The organism is Kitasatospora sp. NPDC054768, assembly GCF_053612025.1.
On record NZ_JBSHBN010000086.1, the window covers coordinates 1 to 19,283 of the forward strand.

At 72.0% G+C, this 19,283-nt stretch carries 18 protein-coding genes; 9 read left to right on the plus strand and 9 right to left on the minus strand.

Annotation, left to right across the window (positions count from 1 at the left end; genetic code table 11):
- Nucleotides 1-441: 441 nt before the first annotated feature.
- Nucleotides 442-648 carry a developmental transcriptional regulator BldC gene (gene bldC / locus ACWGKU_RS24000; protein ID WP_014137253.1) on the minus strand — a complete coding sequence of 69 codons (207 nt, stop codon included), beginning with the start codon at nucleotides 646-648 and terminating at the stop codon, nucleotides 442-444.
- Nucleotides 649-1,135: 487 nt separating this feature from the next.
- The gene (locus ACWGKU_RS24005) at nucleotides 1,136-2,065 is read right to left on the minus strand and encodes a hypothetical protein (RefSeq protein WP_452179429.1); all 930 of its coding nucleotides are present in this window, start codon (nucleotides 2,063-2,065) and stop codon (nucleotides 1,136-1,138) included.
- 198 nt (nucleotides 2,066-2,263) lie between these two features.
- Between ACWGKU_RS24005 and ACWGKU_RS24010 the strand changes: the two genes are divergently transcribed.
- Both ACWGKU_RS24010 and ACWGKU_RS24015 read left to right on the plus strand, forming a co-directional pair.
- Nucleotides 2,264-3,421 carry a Glu/Leu/Phe/Val dehydrogenase dimerization domain-containing protein gene (locus ACWGKU_RS24010; RefSeq protein WP_387693917.1) on the plus strand — a complete coding sequence of 386 codons (1,158 nt, stop codon included), beginning with the start codon at nucleotides 2,264-2,266 and terminating at the stop codon, nucleotides 3,419-3,421.
- A gap of 382 nt (nucleotides 3,422-3,803) precedes the next feature.
- Nucleotides 3,804-4,061: a DUF3073 domain-containing protein gene (locus ACWGKU_RS24015; protein WP_359897971.1), complete on the plus strand. Its 258-nt coding sequence runs from the start codon at nucleotides 3,804-3,806 to the stop codon at nucleotides 4,059-4,061.
- A gap of 231 nt (nucleotides 4,062-4,292) precedes the next feature.
- Here ACWGKU_RS24015 and purM read toward each other — a convergent pair whose 3' ends face one another.
- From purM to ACWGKU_RS24030, 3 genes are all read right to left on the minus strand, one after another.
- Nucleotides 4,293-5,378 carry a phosphoribosylformylglycinamidine cyclo-ligase gene (purM, locus tag ACWGKU_RS24020; RefSeq protein WP_359897972.1) on the minus strand — a complete coding sequence of 362 codons (1,086 nt, stop codon included), beginning with the start codon at nucleotides 5,376-5,378 and terminating at the stop codon, nucleotides 4,293-4,295.
- Between the two features lie 100 nt (nucleotides 5,379-5,478).
- The gene (purF, locus tag ACWGKU_RS24025) at nucleotides 5,479-7,062 is read right to left on the minus strand and encodes an amidophosphoribosyltransferase (protein ID WP_359897974.1); all 1,584 of its coding nucleotides are present in this window, start codon (nucleotides 7,060-7,062) and stop codon (nucleotides 5,479-5,481) included.
- A 288-nt stretch (nucleotides 7,063-7,350) separates the two neighbouring features.
- The gene (locus ACWGKU_RS24030; RefSeq protein WP_380546262.1) at nucleotides 7,351-8,196 is read right to left on the minus strand and encodes a diacylglycerol kinase family protein; all 846 of its coding nucleotides are present in this window, start codon (nucleotides 8,194-8,196) and stop codon (nucleotides 7,351-7,353) included.
- A 126-nt stretch (nucleotides 8,197-8,322) separates the two neighbouring features.
- On the opposite strand from ACWGKU_RS24030, the gene ACWGKU_RS24035 reads away from it, so the two are divergent.
- Both ACWGKU_RS24035 and ACWGKU_RS24040 read left to right on the plus strand, forming a co-directional pair.
- The gene (locus ACWGKU_RS24035; protein ID WP_401052492.1) at nucleotides 8,323-9,606 is read left to right on the plus strand and encodes an adenylosuccinate synthase; all 1,284 of its coding nucleotides are present in this window, start codon (nucleotides 8,323-8,325) and stop codon (nucleotides 9,604-9,606) included.
- Between the two features lie 172 nt (nucleotides 9,607-9,778).
- Nucleotides 9,779-10,381 carry a GNAT family N-acetyltransferase gene (locus ACWGKU_RS24040; RefSeq protein WP_401052495.1) on the plus strand — a complete coding sequence of 201 codons (603 nt, stop codon included), beginning with the start codon at nucleotides 9,779-9,781 and terminating at the stop codon, nucleotides 10,379-10,381.
- A 25-nt stretch (nucleotides 10,382-10,406) separates the two neighbouring features.
- Here the strand turns inward: ACWGKU_RS24040 and ACWGKU_RS24045 are convergent, their stop codons facing one another.
- Nucleotides 10,407-10,562: a hypothetical protein gene (locus ACWGKU_RS24045; RefSeq protein WP_401052497.1), complete on the minus strand. Its 156-nt coding sequence runs from the start codon at nucleotides 10,560-10,562 to the stop codon at nucleotides 10,407-10,409.
- Nucleotides 10,563-10,907: 345 nt separating this feature from the next.
- Here ACWGKU_RS24045 and ACWGKU_RS24050 point away from each other — a divergent pair, with 345 nt between their 5' ends.
- From ACWGKU_RS24050 to ACWGKU_RS24065, 4 genes are all read left to right on the plus strand, one after another.
- Nucleotides 10,908-11,756, plus strand: a complete 849-nt coding sequence (locus tag ACWGKU_RS24050; protein WP_359897983.1) for a helix-turn-helix domain-containing protein — start codon at nucleotides 10,908-10,910, stop codon at nucleotides 11,754-11,756.
- A complete protein-coding gene (locus tag ACWGKU_RS24055) occupies nucleotides 11,753-11,953 on the plus strand; it encodes a DUF397 domain-containing protein (protein ID WP_401051235.1) in 201 nt (66 codons plus the stop codon). Before ACWGKU_RS24050 ends, ACWGKU_RS24055 begins: the two co-directional genes overlap by 4 nt.
- Before the next feature lie 264 nt (nucleotides 11,954-12,217).
- The gene (metG, locus tag ACWGKU_RS24060; RefSeq protein ID WP_401051237.1) at nucleotides 12,218-13,951 is read left to right on the plus strand and encodes a methionine--tRNA ligase; all 1,734 of its coding nucleotides are present in this window, start codon (nucleotides 12,218-12,220) and stop codon (nucleotides 13,949-13,951) included.
- Between the two features lie 78 nt (nucleotides 13,952-14,029).
- Nucleotides 14,030-14,869: an alpha/beta fold hydrolase gene (locus tag ACWGKU_RS24065; RefSeq protein WP_452179430.1), complete on the plus strand. Its 840-nt coding sequence runs from the start codon at nucleotides 14,030-14,032 to the stop codon at nucleotides 14,867-14,869.
- Nucleotides 14,870-14,937: 68 nt separating this feature from the next.
- On the opposite strand, the gene ACWGKU_RS24070 is transcribed toward ACWGKU_RS24065, so the two are convergent.
- From ACWGKU_RS24070 to ACWGKU_RS24080, 3 genes are all read right to left on the minus strand, one after another.
- Nucleotides 14,938-15,855 carry a class I SAM-dependent methyltransferase gene (locus tag ACWGKU_RS24070; protein WP_452179431.1) on the minus strand — a complete coding sequence of 306 codons (918 nt, stop codon included), beginning with the start codon at nucleotides 15,853-15,855 and terminating at the stop codon, nucleotides 14,938-14,940.
- A gap of 42 nt (nucleotides 15,856-15,897) precedes the next feature.
- On the minus strand, nucleotides 15,898-16,965 hold the full coding sequence (locus ACWGKU_RS24075; RefSeq protein ID WP_452179432.1) for an NAD(P)/FAD-dependent oxidoreductase: 1,068 nt from the start codon (nucleotides 16,963-16,965) through the stop codon (nucleotides 15,898-15,900).
- Between the two features lie 82 nt (nucleotides 16,966-17,047).
- Nucleotides 17,048-18,001, minus strand: a complete 954-nt coding sequence (locus ACWGKU_RS24080; RefSeq protein ID WP_452179433.1) for a hypothetical protein — start codon at nucleotides 17,999-18,001, stop codon at nucleotides 17,048-17,050.
- A gap of 153 nt (nucleotides 18,002-18,154) precedes the next feature.
- On the opposite strand from ACWGKU_RS24080, the gene ACWGKU_RS24085 reads away from it, so the two are divergent.
- The gene (locus tag ACWGKU_RS24085) at nucleotides 18,155-19,210 is read left to right on the plus strand and encodes an aldo/keto reductase (protein ID WP_452179434.1); all 1,056 of its coding nucleotides are present in this window, start codon (nucleotides 18,155-18,157) and stop codon (nucleotides 19,208-19,210) included.
- The last annotated feature ends 73 nt before the right edge of the window (nucleotides 19,211-19,283 follow it).

The following is a 19,283-nucleotide window of genomic DNA, read 5'->3' on the forward strand; positions in this document are numbered from 1 at the left end:
CACCACCTATATCTACATTTGCTTTGTGGTGGGCTGCGTATTTTTTTTATAAGACACCGCGGGTTCAAGTCCCGTCGGGATCGCCGCAGTGCGAGAGGCCCGGAACCGTCAGGTTCCGGGCCTCTCGCTTTTGACCGTTCGGCCCACTACCCCGGCCAGGTCTAGACCACAAGTGACGGACCGTGTGACGGTCGTCACGGAACCTCCCCAGGAATCGGCCCCGTACGACCCTTCCCGGAACCCCGTTAATTTAATATGTAAAATTGTACAGCTATTCACTGTAAATCCCCCCCGCCCCACGCGCATCAAATCGTTATCCGGAGTTCAACATTCCGACCACTCGCCCGGGCACGGAACACCCTCGGGCGGGCACGACAAAGGGGCCGCTTACCGGACCCGGCGGAGTCCGGTAAGCGGCCCCTTTAAAGAGCCTTTGGCCTATCAGGCCTCAGTGCGCTGGGCGGGAATCCCGGCCAGCAGAGCGCGCACCTCCGCCTCACGGTAACGGCGGTGACCGCCGAGCGTGCGAATCGACGTCAGCTTGCCTGCCTTTGCCCAGCGAGTGACCGTCTTCGGGTCCACGCGGAACATGGTGGCAACCTCTGCCGGCGTCAGCAGCGGCTCAGCATCAGGGGTACGAGCGGTCATGAGCGGCCTCCTCGGGAGAACCGAACCAGGGCGGTTCTATCCTTCAAATTCTGCACCTTGGCCCGCGATGCCCGAAATGGCATAGACGGGCCGAGTCGGTTATAGGACGAACGGCTTGTCCTGGTGTCTACAACTACACCATCCGTCCAGCCCTATCGACCAAACCGCCAAAATTGACCCCTCACGGGTTCAAGGCCGACGGATGGCGATGGACCACCCCATAACGGACAGTCACATAGCGATGACATCCGGTTACGAAGGGACCAGACCCTCCGTTTCCCCGCAAAGCACGCATCGACTCCAGAACCACCCAAAAGTGGGCACGCTCACGTGAAGTTGGGCTGGTTGTCCCATTTTTGCACATAGGGGTAAGTTCGCGTCAACGGTGAGTAGTGTCACGTTCGGCAGCTATTGACCCGAACCAGGACCTTGGTCATCGGACGTGCAGTGCTTAGGACTCTTACAGTCATACACGCGCGGTCGGACATCAGTTCGCGTGCCGCAGCGCCAGCACCCGGCGCCACCGCACCGTCAGCTCCCCGTACACGCGCAGCGCCTCGGCGGTGTCCCCCGCCCGCAGCGCCCGCAGCCCCTCCTCCAGTTCCCCCGCCGAACGGTCCGCCAGCAACCGCTCCGGACCCAGCAGATGCACCAGACCCCCGTAGTCCAGTTCCACCAGCGAGCGCGGATGGAACTCCTCCAGCCAGCGCCCGACCCGCTCCGCCCCCTGCACCAGCTCCCCGTCCGGCACCGCCTCGCGCAGCGCCCGGAAGGCCCGCGCCACCCGCCGGCGCGCCTGCGCCATCGGCACCAGGTAGAACAGCGCCGCCGGCCGGCCCCCGGGCCCGTCCTCCCCTTCCCCTCCCGGTCCGTCCGCGGGTCCGTCCCCGCCCGGCACGAAGCAGCGGTCCTCGCCCCCGAACGGCAGGAACCAGCGCACCGGCACCTCCCACCGGCTGGTCAGGATCCACGGCCGGGCGTCCGGGTGCTCGGCCCGCCAGCGCTCCCGGTCCGCCTCGGCGGCCGCCCGGGTCACCGGCGGCAGCGCGGTGTCCAGCAGCGCCACCGGCGCCCCGGCCCGCAGCTCCTCCAGCGCCTGCCAGCTGCGCAGTCGGGTCGCCCACGGGCAGACGTACAGTACGCCGTCCACCACCCGCAGGTACGCCCGCCCGCTCTCCCGCTCGGGCAGCGCCCGGGGCGTGCGAGCGGCCAGCCCGGCGAGCGCCTCCCGCTGCTCCTCCAGCACCGCCGCCGCCACCGGCTGCGACGGCTCGGCGGCGTCCGGACCGCGCTCCGCCGCACAGGCCTGCCAGTGTGCCCGCTCGGGCTCCGGATAGGCGGCCAGCGGCTCGTAGACCCGCAGGTGGGCGGCGTAGGGCGGTTGTACGGAAGTACGTACGACGGTCACGTCCTGCATGGTCGCACGCACCGCCCGGCCCCGGGAGGGCGCGCCCCCGAACCCGTTCGCGCCCGCACCCGTCCGCCTTCCCGTCTCACTCCTCGGACGACCGGCCCCAGCTCGGACAAGACGGCCGATCGGCGGCACCGGCGCGGCTACGCTTCGCCTCAGACGCCCGCACCACAGCAGCGGGCCTTCGATACTGGAGTCACCACAGTGACCGACGTACAGACCCCCGCCACGCACTCCGCACCCGGCGTGCTCAGCAGGATCTTCCGTACCGAACAGGACGGCGCCCCCGGCGACGGTCACGAGCAGGTCGTCCTCTGCCACGACCGCAGCTCGGGCCTGAAGGCGATCATCGCCATCCACTCGACCGCCCTGGGCCCGGCCCTCGGCGGCACCCGCTTCTTCCCGTACGCCTCCGAGGAGGCGGCGCTGGAGGACGCGCTGAACCTGTCCCGCGGAATGTCCTACAAGAACGCGCTGGCCGGCCTGGACCTCGGTGGCGGCAAGGCCGTCATCATCGGCGACCCGAACAAGGACAAGAACGAGGCGATGCTCCGGGCCTACGGCCGCTTCGTCGAGTCCCTGCGCGGCCGCTACATCACCGCCTGCGACGTGGGCACCTACGTCCAGGACATGGACGTCATCGCCCGCGAGACCGAGTTCGTGACCGGCCGCTCGCCCGAGCACGGCGGCGCCGGCGACTCGTCCATCCTGACCGCCTTCGGCGTCTTCCAGGGCATGCGCGCCAGCGCCCAGGCCCGCTGGGGCCAGCCGACCCTGCGCGGCAAGCGGGTCGGCGTCGCGGGCGTCGGCAAGGTCGGCCACTACCTGGTCGGCCACCTGGTCGCGGACGGCGCCACGGTCGTCGTCACCGACCCCTTCGAGGCCGCGGTCAACCGGGTGCGCGCCGCCCACCCGGAGGTGGAGGTCGTCGCCGACACCACCGCCCTGCTCCAGGCCAAGCTGGACGTCTACGCCCCCTGCGCCCTCGGCGGCGCGCTGACCGACGCCACGGTCGCCGCGCTGGGCGAGTTCGGCACCTCCGTCGTCTGCGGCGCGGCCAACAACCAGCTGGCCCACCCGGGCGTCGAGAAGGACCTGGCCGACCGCGGCATCCTCTACGCGCCGGACTACCTGGTGAACTCCGGCGGCGTCATCCAGGTCGCCGACGAGATCGACGGCTTCAACTTCGAGCGGGCCAAGAACAAGGCCACGAAGATCTTCGACACCACCCTGGAGATCTTCACCCGGGCGACGGCCGACGGCATCCCGCCCGCGGTCGCCGCCGACCGCCTGGCCGAGAAGCGGATGCGCGAGATCAGCGCCCTGCGCACGGTGCTGCTGCCCGGCGCCCGCCGCGCCTGACGGGTCGACAACCGACCGGGTGATGCGCGGGGGGCCGTGGGGACGGTCCCCCGCGCATCACGATGTGGAACCGGATTCTCACTTCTCCCGCCGAACGGGTGATCCGAGGCCCCCCTAGGGGGGATAATCAGTCCTGGAACGACGGACCTCAGACACCTCTGGACAGCGCGCAAAACGCCGCAAAACCTCCCTTGACCTGGGAAGACCTGGTCGCGGGTGCGGTCGGTGCGCGCCACGTCACACCGACGACGTACCGTCCAGCGGCGGAAACAGGTACCGTTAATGCTCCAAGGGACGGTCCTCCCATTCGGGCAGGCCGGTCCTGATCATGAACACGTGTCAGACTCGGGGCCGTGAGCCCCATCGTTGAGGGGGTCGACCCATGGGGCGCGGCCGGGCCAAGGCCAAGCAGACGAAGGTCGCCCGCGAGCTGAAGTACAACAGCGGCGGGTTCGACGCTAACCGTCTGTCCAACGAGCTGGGCGTATCTCCGTCCACCGCCTCGATCGAGCCGGAGCCGATCGAGGAGGAGGAGGAGGACGACCCGTACGCGGAGTACGCAGCCCGCTACGCCGACCTCGACGACGAGGACGACAACGGGCCAGGCACCGGGGCGTCCCAGGCCTCCCGCCGCTCGTAGCCACAGCAGTCCCGCCGACCGGTTCGGGCACCCGCCAGGGCGCCGGACCGGTCTTCGGCGTTCCCTCGTGCCAGTCCGCCCCACCCGGCGTCCCCTCGTGCCGGACCACCCCGCCCGGCGTCCCCCCGTACGGTCCGCCGACCGGTTCCGCACGGTCCGCCGGCCGCCTCCACCGCACGCGAGAGGGCCCCTCCGGTGCTCCGGAGGGGCCCTCTCGTCGTCACGCCGGGGTCAGCTCGCCCGGAAGCCCTCGTAGGCGTTGTAGAGGGCCGCGCCGCCCTCGTGCCCGTCGCCGCGCTCGACGATGTCGCCGAGCAGCCAGGCCTCCACGCCGCGGTCCTCCAGGATCGACAGCACGACGTCCACCGAGTGCGGCGGGACGACCGCGACCATGCCGACGCCCATGTTCAGCGTCTTCTCGATCTCCAGGGTGGCCACCTTGCCGACCTCGGCGACGGTCTGGAAGACCGGCAGCGGGGTCCAGGTGCCGCGGTCCAGGCGGGCGTGCAGGCCGTCCGGGACGACCCGGGCCAGGTTGGCCGCCAGGCCGCCGCCGGTGACGTGCGAGAAGGCGTGCACCTCGGTGGCGCGGGTGAGCGCCAGGCAGTCCAGCGAGTAGATCCGGGTCGGCTCCAGCAGCTCCTCGCCGAGGGTGCGGCCGAACTCCTCGACCTTGCGGTCCAGCTTCCAGCCGGCCTCGTTCAGCAGCACGTGGCGGACCAGCGAGTAGCCGTTGGAGTGCAGGCCGGAGGCGGCCATCGCGATCACCACGTCGCCGGCGCGGACCCGGTCCGCGCCGAGCAGCGCGTCGGCCTCCACCACACCGGTGCCGGCGCCCGCGACGTCGTACTCGTCCGGGCCCAGCAGGCCCGGGTGCTCGGCGGTCTCGCCGCCGACCAGGGCGCAGCCGGCCAGCGCGCAGCCCTCGGCGATGCCCTTGACGATCGCGGCGACCCGCTCCGGGACGACCTTGCCGACGCAGATGTAGTCGGTCATGAACAGCGGCTCGGCGCCGCACACCACCAGGTCGTCGACGACCATGCCGACCAGGTCGTGGCCGATGGTGTCGTGCTTGTCCATGGCGGCGGCGATGGCCACCTTGGTCCCCACGCCGTCGGTGGCCGAGGCCAGCAGCGGCCGCTCGTAGTTCTTGAAGGCGGACGCGTCGAAGAGGCCGGCGAAACCGCCGAGACCGCCGACCACCTCGGGGCGGTTGGCCTTCTTCACCCACTGCTTCATGAGCTCGACGGCGCGGTCGCCCGCCTCGATGTCGACACCGGCGGCGGCGTAGGTGGCACCGTTCTGGTTGCTGGTCACTGCGTGCGGCCCTTTCGGGTCAGGTGGGGGTGGTTCTACGGAACAGCAGGGGGTGGAACAGCGGTGGGGCCCCGGTTCACGGGACCCCACCGTCGGTTCGTTACGGCCGGCGCAGCGCGTCGGCCGCGCCCGCCCCGCCGAGCAGCGACTGGACGCCGTCCAGGTCGCTGCCGCTGGTCGGCTTGCCGCGGACGGCCGGCGGCTGCTGGCCGCCCTTGATCTCGGCCTCCAGCAGGAGCTTGCCGAGCAGCGCCGGATCCGGCAGCTCCATCGGGTACTCGCCGTCGAAGCAGGCCCGGCAGAGCCGGTCCTTCGGCTGCGCGGTGGCCTCGATCATGCCGTCGATCGAGATGTAGGAGAGCGAGTCCGCGCCGAGGGTGCGGCCGATCTCCTCGATGGTCATGCCGTTGGCGATCAGCTCCGCGCGGGTGGCGAAGTCGATGCCGAAGAAGCAGGGCCACTTCACCGGCGGCGAGGAGATCCGGATGTGCACCTCGGCGGCGCCGGCCTCGCGGAGCATCTTCACCAGCGCGCGCTGGGTGTTGCCGCGCACGATCGAGTCGTCCACGACCACCAGGCGCTTGCCCGCGATGACCTCGCGCAGCGGGTTGAGCTTGAGCCGGATGCCGAGCTGGCGGATCGTCTGGCTGGGCTGGATGAAGGTGCGGCCCACGTAGGCGTTCTTCACCAGGCCGGAGCCGTACGGGATGCCGCTGGCCTCGGCGTAGCCGATCGCGGCGGGGGTGCCGGACTCGGGCGTCGCTATCACCAGGTCGGCATCGACGGGCGCCTCCTTGGCCAGCCGGCGGCCCATCTCCACGCGGGAGAGGTGCACGTTGCGGCCGGCGATGGAGGTGTCGGGGCGGGCCAGGTAGACGTACTCGAAGACGCAGCCCTTGGGCTTGGCCTCGGCGAACCGGGAGCTGCGCATCCCGTTCTCGTCGATGGCGATGAGCTCGCCGGGCTCGACCTCGCGGATGAAGGAGGCGCCGCAGATGTCCAGCGCCGCCGTCTCGGAGGCGACCACCCAGCCGCGCTCCAGCCGGCCGAGCACCAGCGGGCGGATGCCCTGCGGGTCACGGGCGGCGTAGAGGGTGTGCTCGTCCATGAAGACGAGCGAGAACGCGCCCTTGACCTGGGGCAGCACGACCTTGGCCGTCTCCTCGATGGAGAGGTCCGGGTGGCCGGCGAGCAGCGCCGTCACCAGGTCGGTGTCGTTGGTCGCGGCGCTCCGGCCGGAGCGCGAGACGTGCTCCTCGCCGGGGAGTTCGGCGACCATGGCCGCCAGTTCGGCGGTGTTCACCAGGTTTCCGTTGTGCCCGAGGGCCAGCGAACCGTGAACGGTCGCCCGGAAGGTCGGCTGGGCGTTCTCCCAGACCGAGGAACCGGTGGTCGAGTAGCGGGCGTGTCCGACGGCGATATGCCCGTGCAACGACCCCAGCGAGGCCTCGTCGAAGACCTGGGAAACGAGGCCCATGTCCTTGAAGACGAGAATCTGGGAGCCGTTGCTCACTGCGATGCCCGCGGATTCCTGACCGCGGTGCTGCAGGGCGTAAAGGCCGAAGAACGTGAGCTTGGCGACCTCCTCGCCGGGAGCCCAGACACCGAAGACGCCACAAGCGTCCTGGGGGCCTTTCTCACCGGGAAGAAGATCGTGGTTGAGTCTTCCGTCACCACGTGGCACGCCTTCGAGTCTAGGGCAGTTGACCCGGGCTGTCGGACCCCGGGACTGCGGGTTTGTCCGGCGATCGCGAGTTGATGCGCGTAGACAAAACCCCTTACCGGCCGGGGATTTCGGGTGGGGGGAATTCCGGCGGGCGGCGCTTGGCCTTGTGGTTCGCGCCTGTTGGGGAGTTCCGGGTGCGCGGCGGCGGGGGTCCGGGCACGGACGAACGTGAGCCTGCTCACCCGGCGTTCCCCCACCCGTCGCCCGCCGGCCGCCCACCGGTCGGGCGGGCGTTCGGGCGGGCGTTCAGGCGGCCGGCAGCAGCAGGCCCCAGGCTCCCGGGTGCACCGTCCAGGTCCGCGCCCGGACCGGACCGACCGGGCGGCCGTCGGCCTCGTAGTCGAAGCCCCGCCCGACCACCGACACGCTCGCCGCCCGGGCACGCACCAGGGCGCCGGAGGCGGCGACCACCACCTCCATCTCGCCCGTCCCGTCCGAGGCGCCGGACGGGAGCGTGACCTGGACCAGCCGGACCGGCCGGTGGACGTCCGCGAGCAGTCGGCCGTCCGCCTCGACCCGGACGCGGGAGCTGTGGTCGGCGCCGTCCGGAGTGAGTGCGTTCGCCTGCTCGGCCGCAGCCAGTTTCGCCCATAGCGAACGCCAGCCACCCGAACGGCCCACCATGCGCCGCGCACCCCCGCCGGTGATCCGCACCCCGCCCAGCGCCACCCCGCCACCGTCGTCCACCAGCAGGTCCAGCCGGCGCGGCGCGCCCGACAGCACCGCCCGCGCGGCCCGCACCGGCTCCCCCGGCACGCCGAGCGCGCGGGCCGCCGCCAGCTCCTGCGAGCGGCCGACCGGAACCATCCCCACCGGTTCCGTGCCCAGCTCACGCTGGCGATGCAGGGCCTGGAGCACCCGCTGCAGCGCGAGGTCGGAACCGATCACCACCGGTCGCCTCCGGCCCCGGTGCGAAAGCACCCGGTCGAGCTCGGAAGGGCTCTCCGGAAAGGCCACCTTCACGTCCGCGCCCCCGCAGAGCACGTCCTTCGCGATCCGCACCGACTCGCCGTCGGTCTGCCGGGCCACCGGGTCGAGGAGCAGCAGGAGCGGCTCCGGGCCGCCGGTAGCAGGCGTGGACAGGGACGACACGACCGGTCCTTCCTCAGGTAATCTCTCGGTGCAAGAGCCCCTTGCGCCATTGCGCCAGGGGCTTCGTCTATCTCGGGGCAGACTGCGGCCTACGCAGGATGCCCCAACCGGAAGGGGTGTACGCCTGTGCCGGCACTCGTGCTCGTTGGCGCTCAGTGGGGAGACGAGGGCAAGGGGAAGGCCACCGACCTCCTCGGTGGCTCCGTGGACTACGTGGTCCGCTACCAGGGCGGCAACAACGCCGGTCACACGGTGGTCATCGGCGACCAGAAGTACGCCCTGCACCTGCTCCCTTCCGGAATCCTCAGCCCGAACGTGACGCCGGTGATCGGCAACGGCGTCGTGATCGACCCGGCCGTGCTGCTCTCCGAGCTGGCCGGCCTGAACGAGCGCGGCATCGACACCTCCAAGCTGCTGATCTCGGGCAACGCCCACCTGATCACGCCGTACCACCGCACCCTGGACAAGGTCACCGAGCGCTTCCTCGGCAAGCGCCGGATCGGCACCACCGGCCGCGGCATCGGCCCGACCTACGCGGACAAGATCAACCGCGTCGGCATCCGGGTCCAGGACCTGTTCGACGAGTCGATCCTGCGCCAGAAGATCGAGGCGGCGCTGCACGACAAGAACCAGATCCTGGTCAAGCTGTACAACCGCCGCACCATCCCGGCCGACCTGGTGGTCGAGGAGTACCTGGGCTACGCGGAGAAGATCAGGCCCTTCCTCTCCGACACCACCCTCGTCCTGGACGAGGCGCTGAAGGCGGACAAGGTCGTCCTGCTGGAGGGCGGCCAGGGCACCCTGCTCGACGTCGACCACGGCACGTACCCCTTCGTGACCTCGTCGAACCCGACCGCGGGCGGCGCCTGCACCGGCGCCGGCATCGGCCCGACCAAGATCGACCGGGTCATCGGCATCCTCAAGGCCTACACCACCCGCGTCGGCTCCGGCCCGTTCCCGACCGAGCTGCTCGACGCGGACGGCGAGGCGCTGCGCCGGATCGGCGGCGAGCGCGGTGTCACCACCGGCCGCGACCGCCGCTGCGGCTGGTTCGACGCCGTGATCGCTCGCTACGCGACCCGGGTCAACGGCCTCACCGACTTCTTCCTCACCAAGCTGGACGTGCTGACCGGCTGGGAGCAGATCCCGGTCTGCGTCGCGTACGAGATCGACGGCAAGCGGGTCGAGGAGCTCCCCTACAACCAGTCGGACTTCCACCACGCCAAGCCGATCTACGAGACGCTGCCGGGCTGGACCGAGGACATCAGCAAGGCGAAGTCCTTCGCCGATCTGCCGAAGAACGCCCAGGCGTACGTGAAGGCGCTGGAGGAGATGTCGGGCGCGCCGATCTCCGCCATCGGCGTCGGCCCGGGCCGCGACGAGACGATCCAGATCAACTCGTTCATCTGAGCCGGACCCCGCTCTTCACCGAGGGCCCCGCAGGACGCACCGTCCTGCGGGGCCCTTCGTCATCCCGGATCCTCCGCGCTGGATCCTCCGCACTGGATCTTCTGCGCTGGGGGATTTCGCACTAGTTCAAACATCTATTGCCTCTAGTGCACAATCGGGCTACGTTCGGATCATGACCGCGAAGCAGCCCGCACCCGTCACCCTCACCGGCCGCCACATCCGCCTGGAGCCGCTGGAGCGCCGCCACCTCGCCGACCTCTGGACCGCCGTCGGCCCCGACCCCGACGTCTGGCGCTGGACCATGTCGCCGCCGCCCGGCTCGCAGGAGGAGCTCGGCGCGATCCTCGACACCCGGATCGCGGAAGCGGCCGCGGGCGAGTCGGTGAACTTCGCCGCCGTCGACCTCGCGAGCGGCCGGGCCGTCGGCGTCACCGGCTACCACGACCACAGCGCGCCGGACGAGTCCGTGGAGATCGGCGGCACCTGGTACGCCCGCTCGGTCTGGCGCACGGCGGTCAACACCGAGGCCAAGCTGCTGCTCCTGCGCCACGCCTTCGAGGACCTCGGCATGGGCCGGGTCTTCTGGAAGACCGACGCCCGCAACGAGCGCTCCCGCGCCGCGGTCCTGCGCCTCGGCGCCCTGTACGAGGGGACCCTGCGCCGCCACCGGCTGCGCCCCGACGGCAGCTGGCGGGACAGCGTCTACTTCTCGATGCTCGCCGACGAGTGGCCGGCGGCCGAGTCCCGGCTGACGGAACGGCTCTCCCGGGGCTGAGCCGCGCCCCGGCCGGCCGCGGCGGCTACTTCCGGTCCCCCGCGGCGGCATGGCTGGCCGCCAACTCGCGTTTCACCGCGCGGAGTTCGGAGGGCTTGACGTTCACCAGCCAGACCAGCCAGCCGACGAACAGGACGGCGAGCAGGAGCGCCGACAATCCGGCGACGAGAAGCGCATTCACCGGGATGCGGAAATGCGCCGGGACGGGTGGGGCCGGTGGGGCCGATGGGGAAGGCCGAGTACAGAGGGGAGGGGCATGGCTGTCTCCGGTCGATGATTTCGGGCGCCGCGACCATGCATCTGATGTGTCATTACGGCCGATTGACGACTGTTTGACGACTGTTTAGGCGGCAACAAGTCAGCGAGTGACACGGATGACCATAGGGTCAAGGTGCCAGAGTTGCTACCGAGCGGAACGACGTTCACTCCATCGTGGGGTATCCCCCATTTCGGTAGCTAGGGCCCGGCACGCGCGGCACACTTCACCGGAAGCATCGACGCCAGCCGCGACCCGGAGAAGAGAGTCATGCCACCCCGCTTGTCGCCGACCGTGCGCCAGCAGCGCCTCGGGATCGAGTTGCGCAGGATGCGCGAGCTCGTGGGCGTCACGCCCAAGAGCCTGGCCGCCACCATCGGCACCGACCTGCCCAAGATCTCCCAGATGGAGAACGGGAAGTCGGGCATCAGCGCCGAGCGGCTCCGGATCTGGGCACTCACCTGCGGATGCGCGGACGGTCCCTACCTGGACGCACTGCTGACGATGACTCAGGACCGGCGCAAGTACTGGTGGGACGGCTACCGCGGCCGGCTGCCGAACGCGATCATCGACATCGCGGAGATGGAGCACCACGCCTCCTCCCTCTCCATCCTGAACAGCACCTTCATCCCCGGACTGCTGCAGACCCCGGAGTACGCCGCCGCGGTGTTCGAGCGGCTCCCCCCGCAGTACCGGCAGGAGGCCGACGTCCGGAAGGCATTCCGGATTCGGCGCCAGCAGATCTTCGTCGACCACCCGAAGCCGTACAGCGCATTCCTGCACGAGTCCGCGCTGCGCATGCAGTTCGGCGGTCCGGAAGTACTGCGCGACCAGTTGCGGAGCCTGTTGGAGAATTCCGAACGGCCCGGTGTGGAGATCCGGGTGATCCCGTTCAGCGTGCCCACCTACACCGGCTCCGGAGAGAGCCTGTACCTCGCCCGCGGACCCGTCCCGGAACTCGACACCGTCCAGATCGATCTCTCCCACGGGCCGAAATTCGTGCACACCCAGGCCGAATTGGCCTCCTACCGCCGGATCAAGGAGGAGACCGCGGCCATCGCGCTCGGGCCGGACGAGTCCCGGGACTTCATCCGGGCCTTGCTGAAAGACTTCGCATGAGTACCTGGCGCAAGGCCTCGGCCAGCGGCGAGAGCACCGACTGCGTCGAGGTCAGATCGGCGGGCGAGCTGGTGGAGATCCGAGAGTCCGACCGGCCCGAGGTCGTCGTGCAGACCACCCCCCGCAAGTGGGCCGCCTTCGTCCGCGGGGTGAAGTCCGGGGAGTTCGACCGGTACGGCGACTTCACCCGGCCGTGACGCCCGGCCCGGACGTGCCGTCCACGCCGCCCCGGAAATGCCGTCCGCCCCGGCCCGGAAGCACGGTCCATCCCGCTCCGGACGTGCGGTCCATCCCGCTCCGGACGTGCGGTCCGACCCGCTCCGGAAGTGCCGTCCGCCCCGGCCCGCCGCGTGCGCCAGGGCCCTCCGCTTGCCCTAGGCTTGCAGCCCACAGTGGACCCCTGCGCCTGACACGGCACTCCGGGTGGGGTGCGCGTGCGGGAGAAATCGGAGCATCCGAGGATGGCTCGGCACCTGATCACCAGCGCCCTTCCGTACATCAACGGGATCAAGCACCTGGGCAACATGGTCGGGTCCATGCTCCCGGCGGACGTCCACGCCCGGTACCTGCGCCGACGAGGGCACGAGGTGCTGTTCATCTGCGCCACCGACGAGCACGGCACGCCCGCCGAACTGGCCGCCCAGGAAGCCGGGTTGCCCGTCGCGGAGTTCTGCGCCCGGGCACACGACGCGCAGCGGGCGGTGTACGAGGGCTTCGGGCTCTCCTTCGACCACTTCGGCCGCAGCTCCTCGCCGCAGAACCGGGAGATCACCCAGGAGATCGCCCGCGAGCTGCAGCGCAACGGCTTCATCGAGGAGCGCGCGATCCGCCAGGTGTACTCCAACGCCGACGGCCGCTTCCTGCCGGACCGCTACATCGTCGGCACCTGCCCGCACTGCGGCTACGACAAGGCCCGCGGCGACCAGTGCGAGAACTGCACCCGGGTGCTCGACCCGACCGACCTGCTGGAGCCGCGCTCGGCGATCAGCGGCAGCTCCGACCTGGAGGTCCGGGAGACCCGCCACCTGTTCCTGCTCCAGTCCAAGCTCACCGAGGAGGTCGAGGACTGGGTCGCCGCCCACGCCGACGACTGGCCGGTGCTGGCCTCCTCGATCGCCCGCAAGTGGCTGACCGAGGGCCTCCAGGACCGCTCGATCACCCGCGACCTGGAGTGGGGCGTCCCGGTGCCCGCCGACGTGTGGCCCGAACTGGCCGCCGAGGGCAAGGTGTTCTACGTCTGGTTCGACGCCCCGATCGAGTACATCGGCGCCACCAAGGAATGGGCGGACGCGGCCCCGGCCGGGCAGCTGCGGGACTGGAAGTCCTGGTGGTACGAGGTCGACGAGACCGTCCGCTACACCGAGTTCATGGCCAAGGACAACGTCCCGTTCCACACCGTGATGTTCCCGGCCACGCTGCTCGGCTCGCGCCGTCCGTGGAAGAAGGTCGACTACGTCAAGGCCTTCAACTGGCTGACGTACTACGGCGGGAAGTTCTCCACCAGCCAGAAGCGCGGCGTCTTCACCGACGTCGCGCTGGAGCTGCTGCCCGCCGACTACTGGCGCTACTTCCTGATGGCGCACGCGCCCGAGTCGGACGACTCCAGCTTCACCTGGGACCTGTTCGCCTCGGTGGTCAACAAGGACCTCGCCGACACCCTCGGCAACTTCGTCAACCGGGTGCTCTCCTTCAGCCGCAAGCGCTTCGGCGACGACGTCCCGGGCGGGCACGCGCCGGGCCGGGCCGAGCAGCGCCTCGGCGAGCAGGTCGCCGCGCTGCTCGCCGAGTACGAGGCCCAGTTGGACGCGCTCAGCTTCCGCAAGGCGGCGCAGGCCCTGCGCGCGCTGTGGAGCGCCGGCAACGCGTACCTGGACGAGAAGGCGCCCTGGCTGCAGGTGAAGACCGACCCGGAGGCGGCGGCGCTGACCCTGCGCACCGCGATGAACCTGATCCACCTGTACGCGGTGGTCTCCGAACCGTTCATCCCGGCCACCGCGGCGGCGATGCGCGGGGCCTTCGCGCTGCCCGAGGACTCCCCGGCCGCCACCCGGGACTGGATCGCCCCGCAGGAGGCGCGGGCACTGGACCTGGTGCCGGCCGGGACGGCGTTCACGGTGCCGCCGGTACTGTTCGCCAAGATCACGGACGAGGACCTGGCGGCCTGGACGGCGCGCTTCGGCGGCTCGGCGGGCTGACCGGTGTGAACGGCCTCGCGGCGGCGCCCGGCCGATTTCCCGTTGCCCCGGCCGGTCGGAGGTTGCCACGATCCTTCGATGACGACCTTCACCGGCCCCGACGGCACTCCGCTCGGCTACCGCGTCCTCGGCGAGGGCGAGCCGCTGCTCGTCCTCGCCGGCGGCCCGATGCGCGACGCCGCGTACCTCGGCGACCTCGGCGGCCTCGCCGCACACCGCGCCCTGCACGTCCTCGACCTGCGCGGCACGGGCCGATCGGCACGCCCGGCCGACCCGGCGGGCTACCGGGTCGACCGGCAGGTGGCCGACGTCGAGGCGTTCCGGGCGCACCTCGGGCTCGACCGGGCCGACCTCCTCGCCCACTCCGCCGGCTGCTCGCTCGCCACCCTGTACGCGCTGCGGCACCCCGGGCGCACCGGCCGGCTGGTGCTGGTCACGCCCAGCCTCCGGATCCTCGGCGGCACCGTCACCGAGGACGACTACCGCGAGGCGGCCGAGGCCCGCGGCCTCGCCGACGAGGAGTGGTACCCGGCCGCCCGGGCCGCCGTCCGCGCCGCCTTCGCCGGCGGCGCCGCCGACCCCGACGCCGTGGCGCCGCTCTTCCACGGCGACTGGAACGCCACCGCCCGCGCCCACGAGGCCGACTGCGCCGTCCAGAGCCACCCGGAGGCCGCCGCGGCGTACCACGGCGGCGGCTTCCGGCCCGCCGCCGTCCGCGCCGCCGTCGCCGAACTCCCGGTGCCGACACTGCTGTTGGCCGGCGAGTACGACCCCGACCCGCGGCCCGGGGCGGTCCGCGCCGCGGCAGCGCTGTTCCGTCACGCCCGTGCCGCCGTCCAGCCCGGCGCCGGACACTACCCGTGGCTCGACGACCCGGCCGCCTTCACCCGCACGGTGGCCGCTTTCCTCGCGGGCTGACGCCGCGGACCGTACGGCCGAGGACCGACGGCCGCCGTCCGTACGGTCGAGCACCCGCGGCCGCCGGATCAGTCCCGGCGGGCCGTGTGGACGGTCATCGCGGAGAGGTAGAAGGCGTCCGGACGGTGCAGGATGCCGGTAGGGGCGTCCTCGGCGAGCAGGGCCTCCAGGGTGGCCCGGTCCTCGGCGTCGAGCTGCTCGGCGAGCTGGTCGTGGCGCCGGGTCAACTGGGTGTGCAGGTAGCCGCGGACGGGCCCGGCGAGCGGGGCGGGGTGGTCGACCAGGAAGGTGCGGGTGCCGGTCGGGGTCAGTCCGGCCCGCCGCAGCATGGCCGGCCAGTCCTCGATCTCCTGGGTGCTGCCGGGCAGTTCGGCCCGCATGGCGCTGAAGCCGTCCTCGTGGGCGGCGTCCATCCGGGCCTGGAAGCCGGGCCGGCCGAGGCCGAAGTCGCGCGGCAGGTAGCGCGCCGGCAGGCCGCTCTCCGCGACGGCGAGCAGACCGCCGGGCCGCAGCACCGCGGCGAGCGAGGTGAGCGCGGCCTGCTGGTCGCCCAGGTGGTGGACGGCGTTGCCGGACCAGATCAGGTCGGCCTCGCCGAGCTTGCCGAACTCCTCGGGCAGGTCTGCCTGTTGGGTGCCGAGCCGACCGCCGGAGCGGGTCCGGGCGCGCTCCAGCAGGGCGGCCGACTGGTCGACCGCCACCACCTCGGCCGCCGGGAAGACCTCCGCCAGCAGTCCGGCGATGACCCCGGGGCCGCTGCCGACGTCGAGGACCCGCCGCACCTCGCCCTCCCCGTGCAGGCCGAGCAGCCACCGCCCGGCCTCGGTGACGGCGCCGGCCCGCAGGTCGGCCTCCAGCTCCAGGTGCGCGGCGAGCGCGTCCCAGTCGAGGTCGGCGGCGGGAACGTGCCCGTGGCCGTGGGAGTGCCCATGGGAGTGGGAGTGGCCGTGCCCGTGGGAGTGGCCGTGCTGCTGCTGCGCTGACATCCGGATTCTCCGATCGTGGGTGGGTTGACGAAAGCTTCCCGCTCAGGCGGGCAGGGCGGCGCCGGACGCGCGGTACCTCCGCACCGCCCGGTCGAGCTCCTCCGCCACGAGGTCGTGGTCGAGCGCGAAGGCCGCCGCCGCGCCCATCCCGGCGGCGGTGACCACCTGGGCCCGCGGGTCGGCGACGTTGCCGACCGCCCAGACGCCGGGGAGGCTGGTGCGGCCGGTCCGGTCGGTGGTGACCCAGCCGTTGTCGTCCCGGGCGCAGTCGAGGCCGAAGAGCAGCGCGTCCCGGGGCACCGGCCGCGGGAAGACGAACACCGCCTCGCGCGGCACCACCTGCCCGGTGGCGAGTTCGACGCCGCGCAGCCGCCCGTCGTCGGACACCAGGCGGACGATCCGGCCCTCGACCACCCGGACGTCCCGGGCCGCGAGCCGTTCCCGCTCGGCGTCCGTCAGCGTCAGGGTGTGCGCGAGCAGCACCACGTCCGCCGACCACTGCCGCAGCAGCAGCGCCTGATTGACCGCCCCCGGGCCGGTGCCGAGCACCCCGAGCGGGCGGTCGCGGACCTCCCAGGCGTGGCAGTACGGGCAGTGCAGCACGTCGTGGCCCCACCGCTCGACCAGGCCCGGCAGCTCCGGCAGCCCGTCCCGCAGCCCGGTGGCGACGACCACCCGGCGCGCGTGCAGCACCGGCTCGCCGGCCAGGTGGACCACGAAGCCCGACCCGGGGGACCCGGCCGGCTCGGCGGACTCGATGTGATCGCTGTGCTCGGCGGACTCGATGTGCTCGACCCGGGCGTCGATCAGGTCCACTCCGTACCGGGCGACCTCCTCCCGCCCGACCGCCAGCAGCGCCGCCGGGGGCATGCCGTCCCGGCTCAGGTAGCCGTGCAGGTGGGCGGCGGGTGCGTTGCGCGGCTCGCCGGCGTCCACCACGGCGACCCGGCGACGGGCCCGGCCCAGCACCAGCGCGGCGTTCAGCCCCGCCGCTCCGGCGCCGACCACCACCACGTCGTAGCGCTCGCGTTCCCCGATCCCGGTCGTCCCGGGTATCCCGGTCGTTCCTGTCGTCCTGACCGTTCCTGCCGTCCCTGCCGTCTCGCCCATGGCGCTCACCTCCACCGCCAGGCTGCGGCCCGCCCTACAACATCGGCAAGCTTTGTTGCCGTCTCAGCAAACCGCTGCGAGGTCACCCCCTCGTCCGCCGCCAGTACGACCGGGCGGCCACCGCCAGCGCGACCCCGTACCCGGCGAACCCGCACATCCCGACCCAGGAGATCTCCAGCGCGCTCTGCTCACTGGCGAACTCCCCCAGCCTGATCCGCGTCACCCCGGCGGTGCACAGCGTCAGGTAGCCGATCCCGACCACCCCGTACGGCGCCAGCGAAGCCGCGCCCAGCAGGGCCGGGGTGAGCGGCAGCCAGCGCGGCACCCGGCGGCCGCGCAGCGGCAGGGTCCAGCGCGGGAAGACCTGCCCCCACGGGCGGACCAGTCCCCAGAGCAGGAACACCCCGAGCAGCGCCAGCAGCACGGTGCCGTCGAGGCCCCGGCGCTCCAGGGCGAGCCAGAGCCCGGAGGAGCCGTTGCGCACGTAGCTCGCGTACATCTGGTCGCCGCTGATCCCGGCGAAGCTGCCGCCGAACGCCCAGAGCAACTTCATCAGCACGTACGGAACGAACGCCAGCGTGCCTGCCCAGGCGGCGAGTTGGACGATCGGCGGGGCCGCAGCGGGAGCCGGCGCCACCCGTTCGGCCCGGCCGCCCGGGCCGCCGCGGGCCCCGGGCCGCAGCCCGGGGGCGGTGCGGGCCAGCAGCACCGCCCCCACCGCCGCCAGGGTGCGCTCCACCGTGTCGGGGACGCTGTCCACCCGCTGGCCGAACAGCAGCGTCACCAGGTCCATCAGCAGGCCCCAGGCTCCGACCGCGGCCGCCCCGCACACCAGCCACAGCAGCCACCACAGCCCCCGCACCGGCTTTCGCCGCACCACCGCCACGCCGGCGGCCGCCGAGGCGACCCCCACGGCGGCCACCACCCACCCCGGCCAGTCCGCCCCCAGCAGCCGCGTCCCGCCCAGCGCGCACCCCAGCCCGAACCCGGCGTACCCGAGGCCCCAGCCGGTCACCGCCCACCCGTTCCTCACCATGCCGACAGGCTCGCCCGCGCCGCCCCCGCCGCTCCTCCCCCGGTGCGGTGATCCGGCTCCCCCACCCGAGGGAGCCGAGCCGCGTTTGCGCTGGAGCGCACTCCAACTCCTAGTCTCTGAGACGCAACTGATCGCCAACCAGGGGGAATGGCCATGCGCTACCGCGTTCTCGGCGGCACCGGCATCGAGGTGAGCACCTACTGCCTCGGCACCATGATGTTCGGCTCCGTCGGCAACTCCGACCACGACGACTGCGCCCGGATGATCGGCACCGCGGTCGACCGGGGCATCAACTTCATCGACACCGCGGACATGTACTCGGCCGGCGAGTCCGAGGAGATCGTCGGCAAGGCACTGGCCGCCCGTGGCGACCGCGACGAGATCGTGCTCGCCACCAAGGTGCACTTCCCGATGGGCGAGGGCCACAACCGGGGCGGCAACTCGCGGCGCTGGATCGTCCGCGAGGTCGAGGAGAGCCTGCGTCGGCTGCGGACCGAGTGGATCGACCTGTACCAGGTCCACCGACCGGACCACACCACCGACATCGAGGAAACCCTCTCCGTCCTCGGCGACCTCGTCCGGGCGGGCAAGATCCGCGCCTTCGGCTGCTCCACCTTCCCCGCCGAGCAGATCGTGGACGCCCACCACGTCGCCGAGCGCCGCGGCCTGCAGCGCTTCCGCACCGAGCAGCCGCCGTACTCGCTGCTCGCCCGGGGCGTGGAGCGCGACGTGCTGCCCGTCGTCCAGCGGCTGGGCATGGGCGCGCTGACCTGGGGCCCGCTCGCCGGTGGCTTCCTGACCGGCCGCTACCGCAAGGACCGCCCGATCGACCTCACCCGGGGCCGGGCCGCCCTCCACCCGCACCGCTTCGACCCGGAGCTGCCCACCACGGCGGCCAAACTGGAGGCCGTCGAGGCCCTCACCGCCCTCGCCGAGGAGCTCGGCCGCACCCTCCCCGAGCTGGCCACCGCCTTCCCGGCGGCCCACCCGGCCGTCACGTCGGTGATCATCGGCCCGCGCACCGCGGTGCAGCTCGAATCGGCCCTCAAGGCCGCCGACCTGGTCCTGGACGACGCCACCCTCGACCGCATCGACACCATCGTCCCGCCCGGCACCGACCTCTACCGGGCCGACGGCGTCTGGCAGCCCCCGGCCCTCACCACCCCGGCCCTGCGCCGCCGCCCGGTGTCCGACCGCCCCGCGGCCTGAACCCCCGCCCCTCCCCCTCCCCGTCTCCTCCCGCCTTTCCGGCCTCCGCCCGCCCGGCCACGACGGCCGGGCG

Bases quoted from the DNA above. Each gene is read 5' to 3' on its own strand.
- metG (WP_401051237.1), top strand. From the start codon at position 12,218: ATGGCTCGGCACCTGATCACCAGCGCCCTTCCGTACATCAACGGGATC.
- bldC (WP_014137253.1), bottom strand. From the start codon at position 648: ATGACCGCTCGTACCCCTGATGCTGAGCCGCTGCTGACGCCGGCAGAG.
- ACWGKU_RS24015 (WP_359897971.1), top strand. From the start codon at position 3,804: ATGGGGCGCGGCCGGGCCAAGGCCAAGCAGACGAAGGTCGCCCGCGAG.
- ACWGKU_RS24040 (WP_401052495.1), top strand. From the start codon at position 9,779: ATGACCGCGAAGCAGCCCGCACCCGTCACCCTCACCGGCCGCCACATC.
- ACWGKU_RS24080 (WP_452179433.1), bottom strand. From the start codon at position 18,001: ATGGTGAGGAACGGGTGGGCGGTGACCGGCTGGGGCCTCGGGTACGCC.
- ACWGKU_RS24050 (WP_359897983.1), top strand. From the start codon at position 10,908: ATGCCACCCCGCTTGTCGCCGACCGTGCGCCAGCAGCGCCTCGGGATC.
- ACWGKU_RS24085 (WP_452179434.1), top strand. From the start codon at position 18,155: ATGCGCTACCGCGTTCTCGGCGGCACCGGCATCGAGGTGAGCACCTAC.
- ACWGKU_RS24005 (WP_452179429.1), bottom strand. From the start codon at position 2,065: ATGCAGGACGTGACCGTCGTACGTACTTCCGTACAACCGCCCTACGCC.
- ACWGKU_RS24065 (WP_452179430.1), top strand. From the start codon at position 14,030: ATGACGACCTTCACCGGCCCCGACGGCACTCCGCTCGGCTACCGCGTC.
- ACWGKU_RS24070 (WP_452179431.1), bottom strand. From the start codon at position 15,855: ATGTCAGCGCAGCAGCAGCACGGCCACTCCCACGGGCACGGCCACTCC.
- ACWGKU_RS24055 (WP_401051235.1), top strand. From the start codon at position 11,753: ATGAGTACCTGGCGCAAGGCCTCGGCCAGCGGCGAGAGCACCGACTGC.
- ACWGKU_RS24075 (WP_452179432.1), bottom strand. From the start codon at position 16,965: ATGGGCGAGACGGCAGGGACGGCAGGAACGGTCAGGACGACAGGAACG.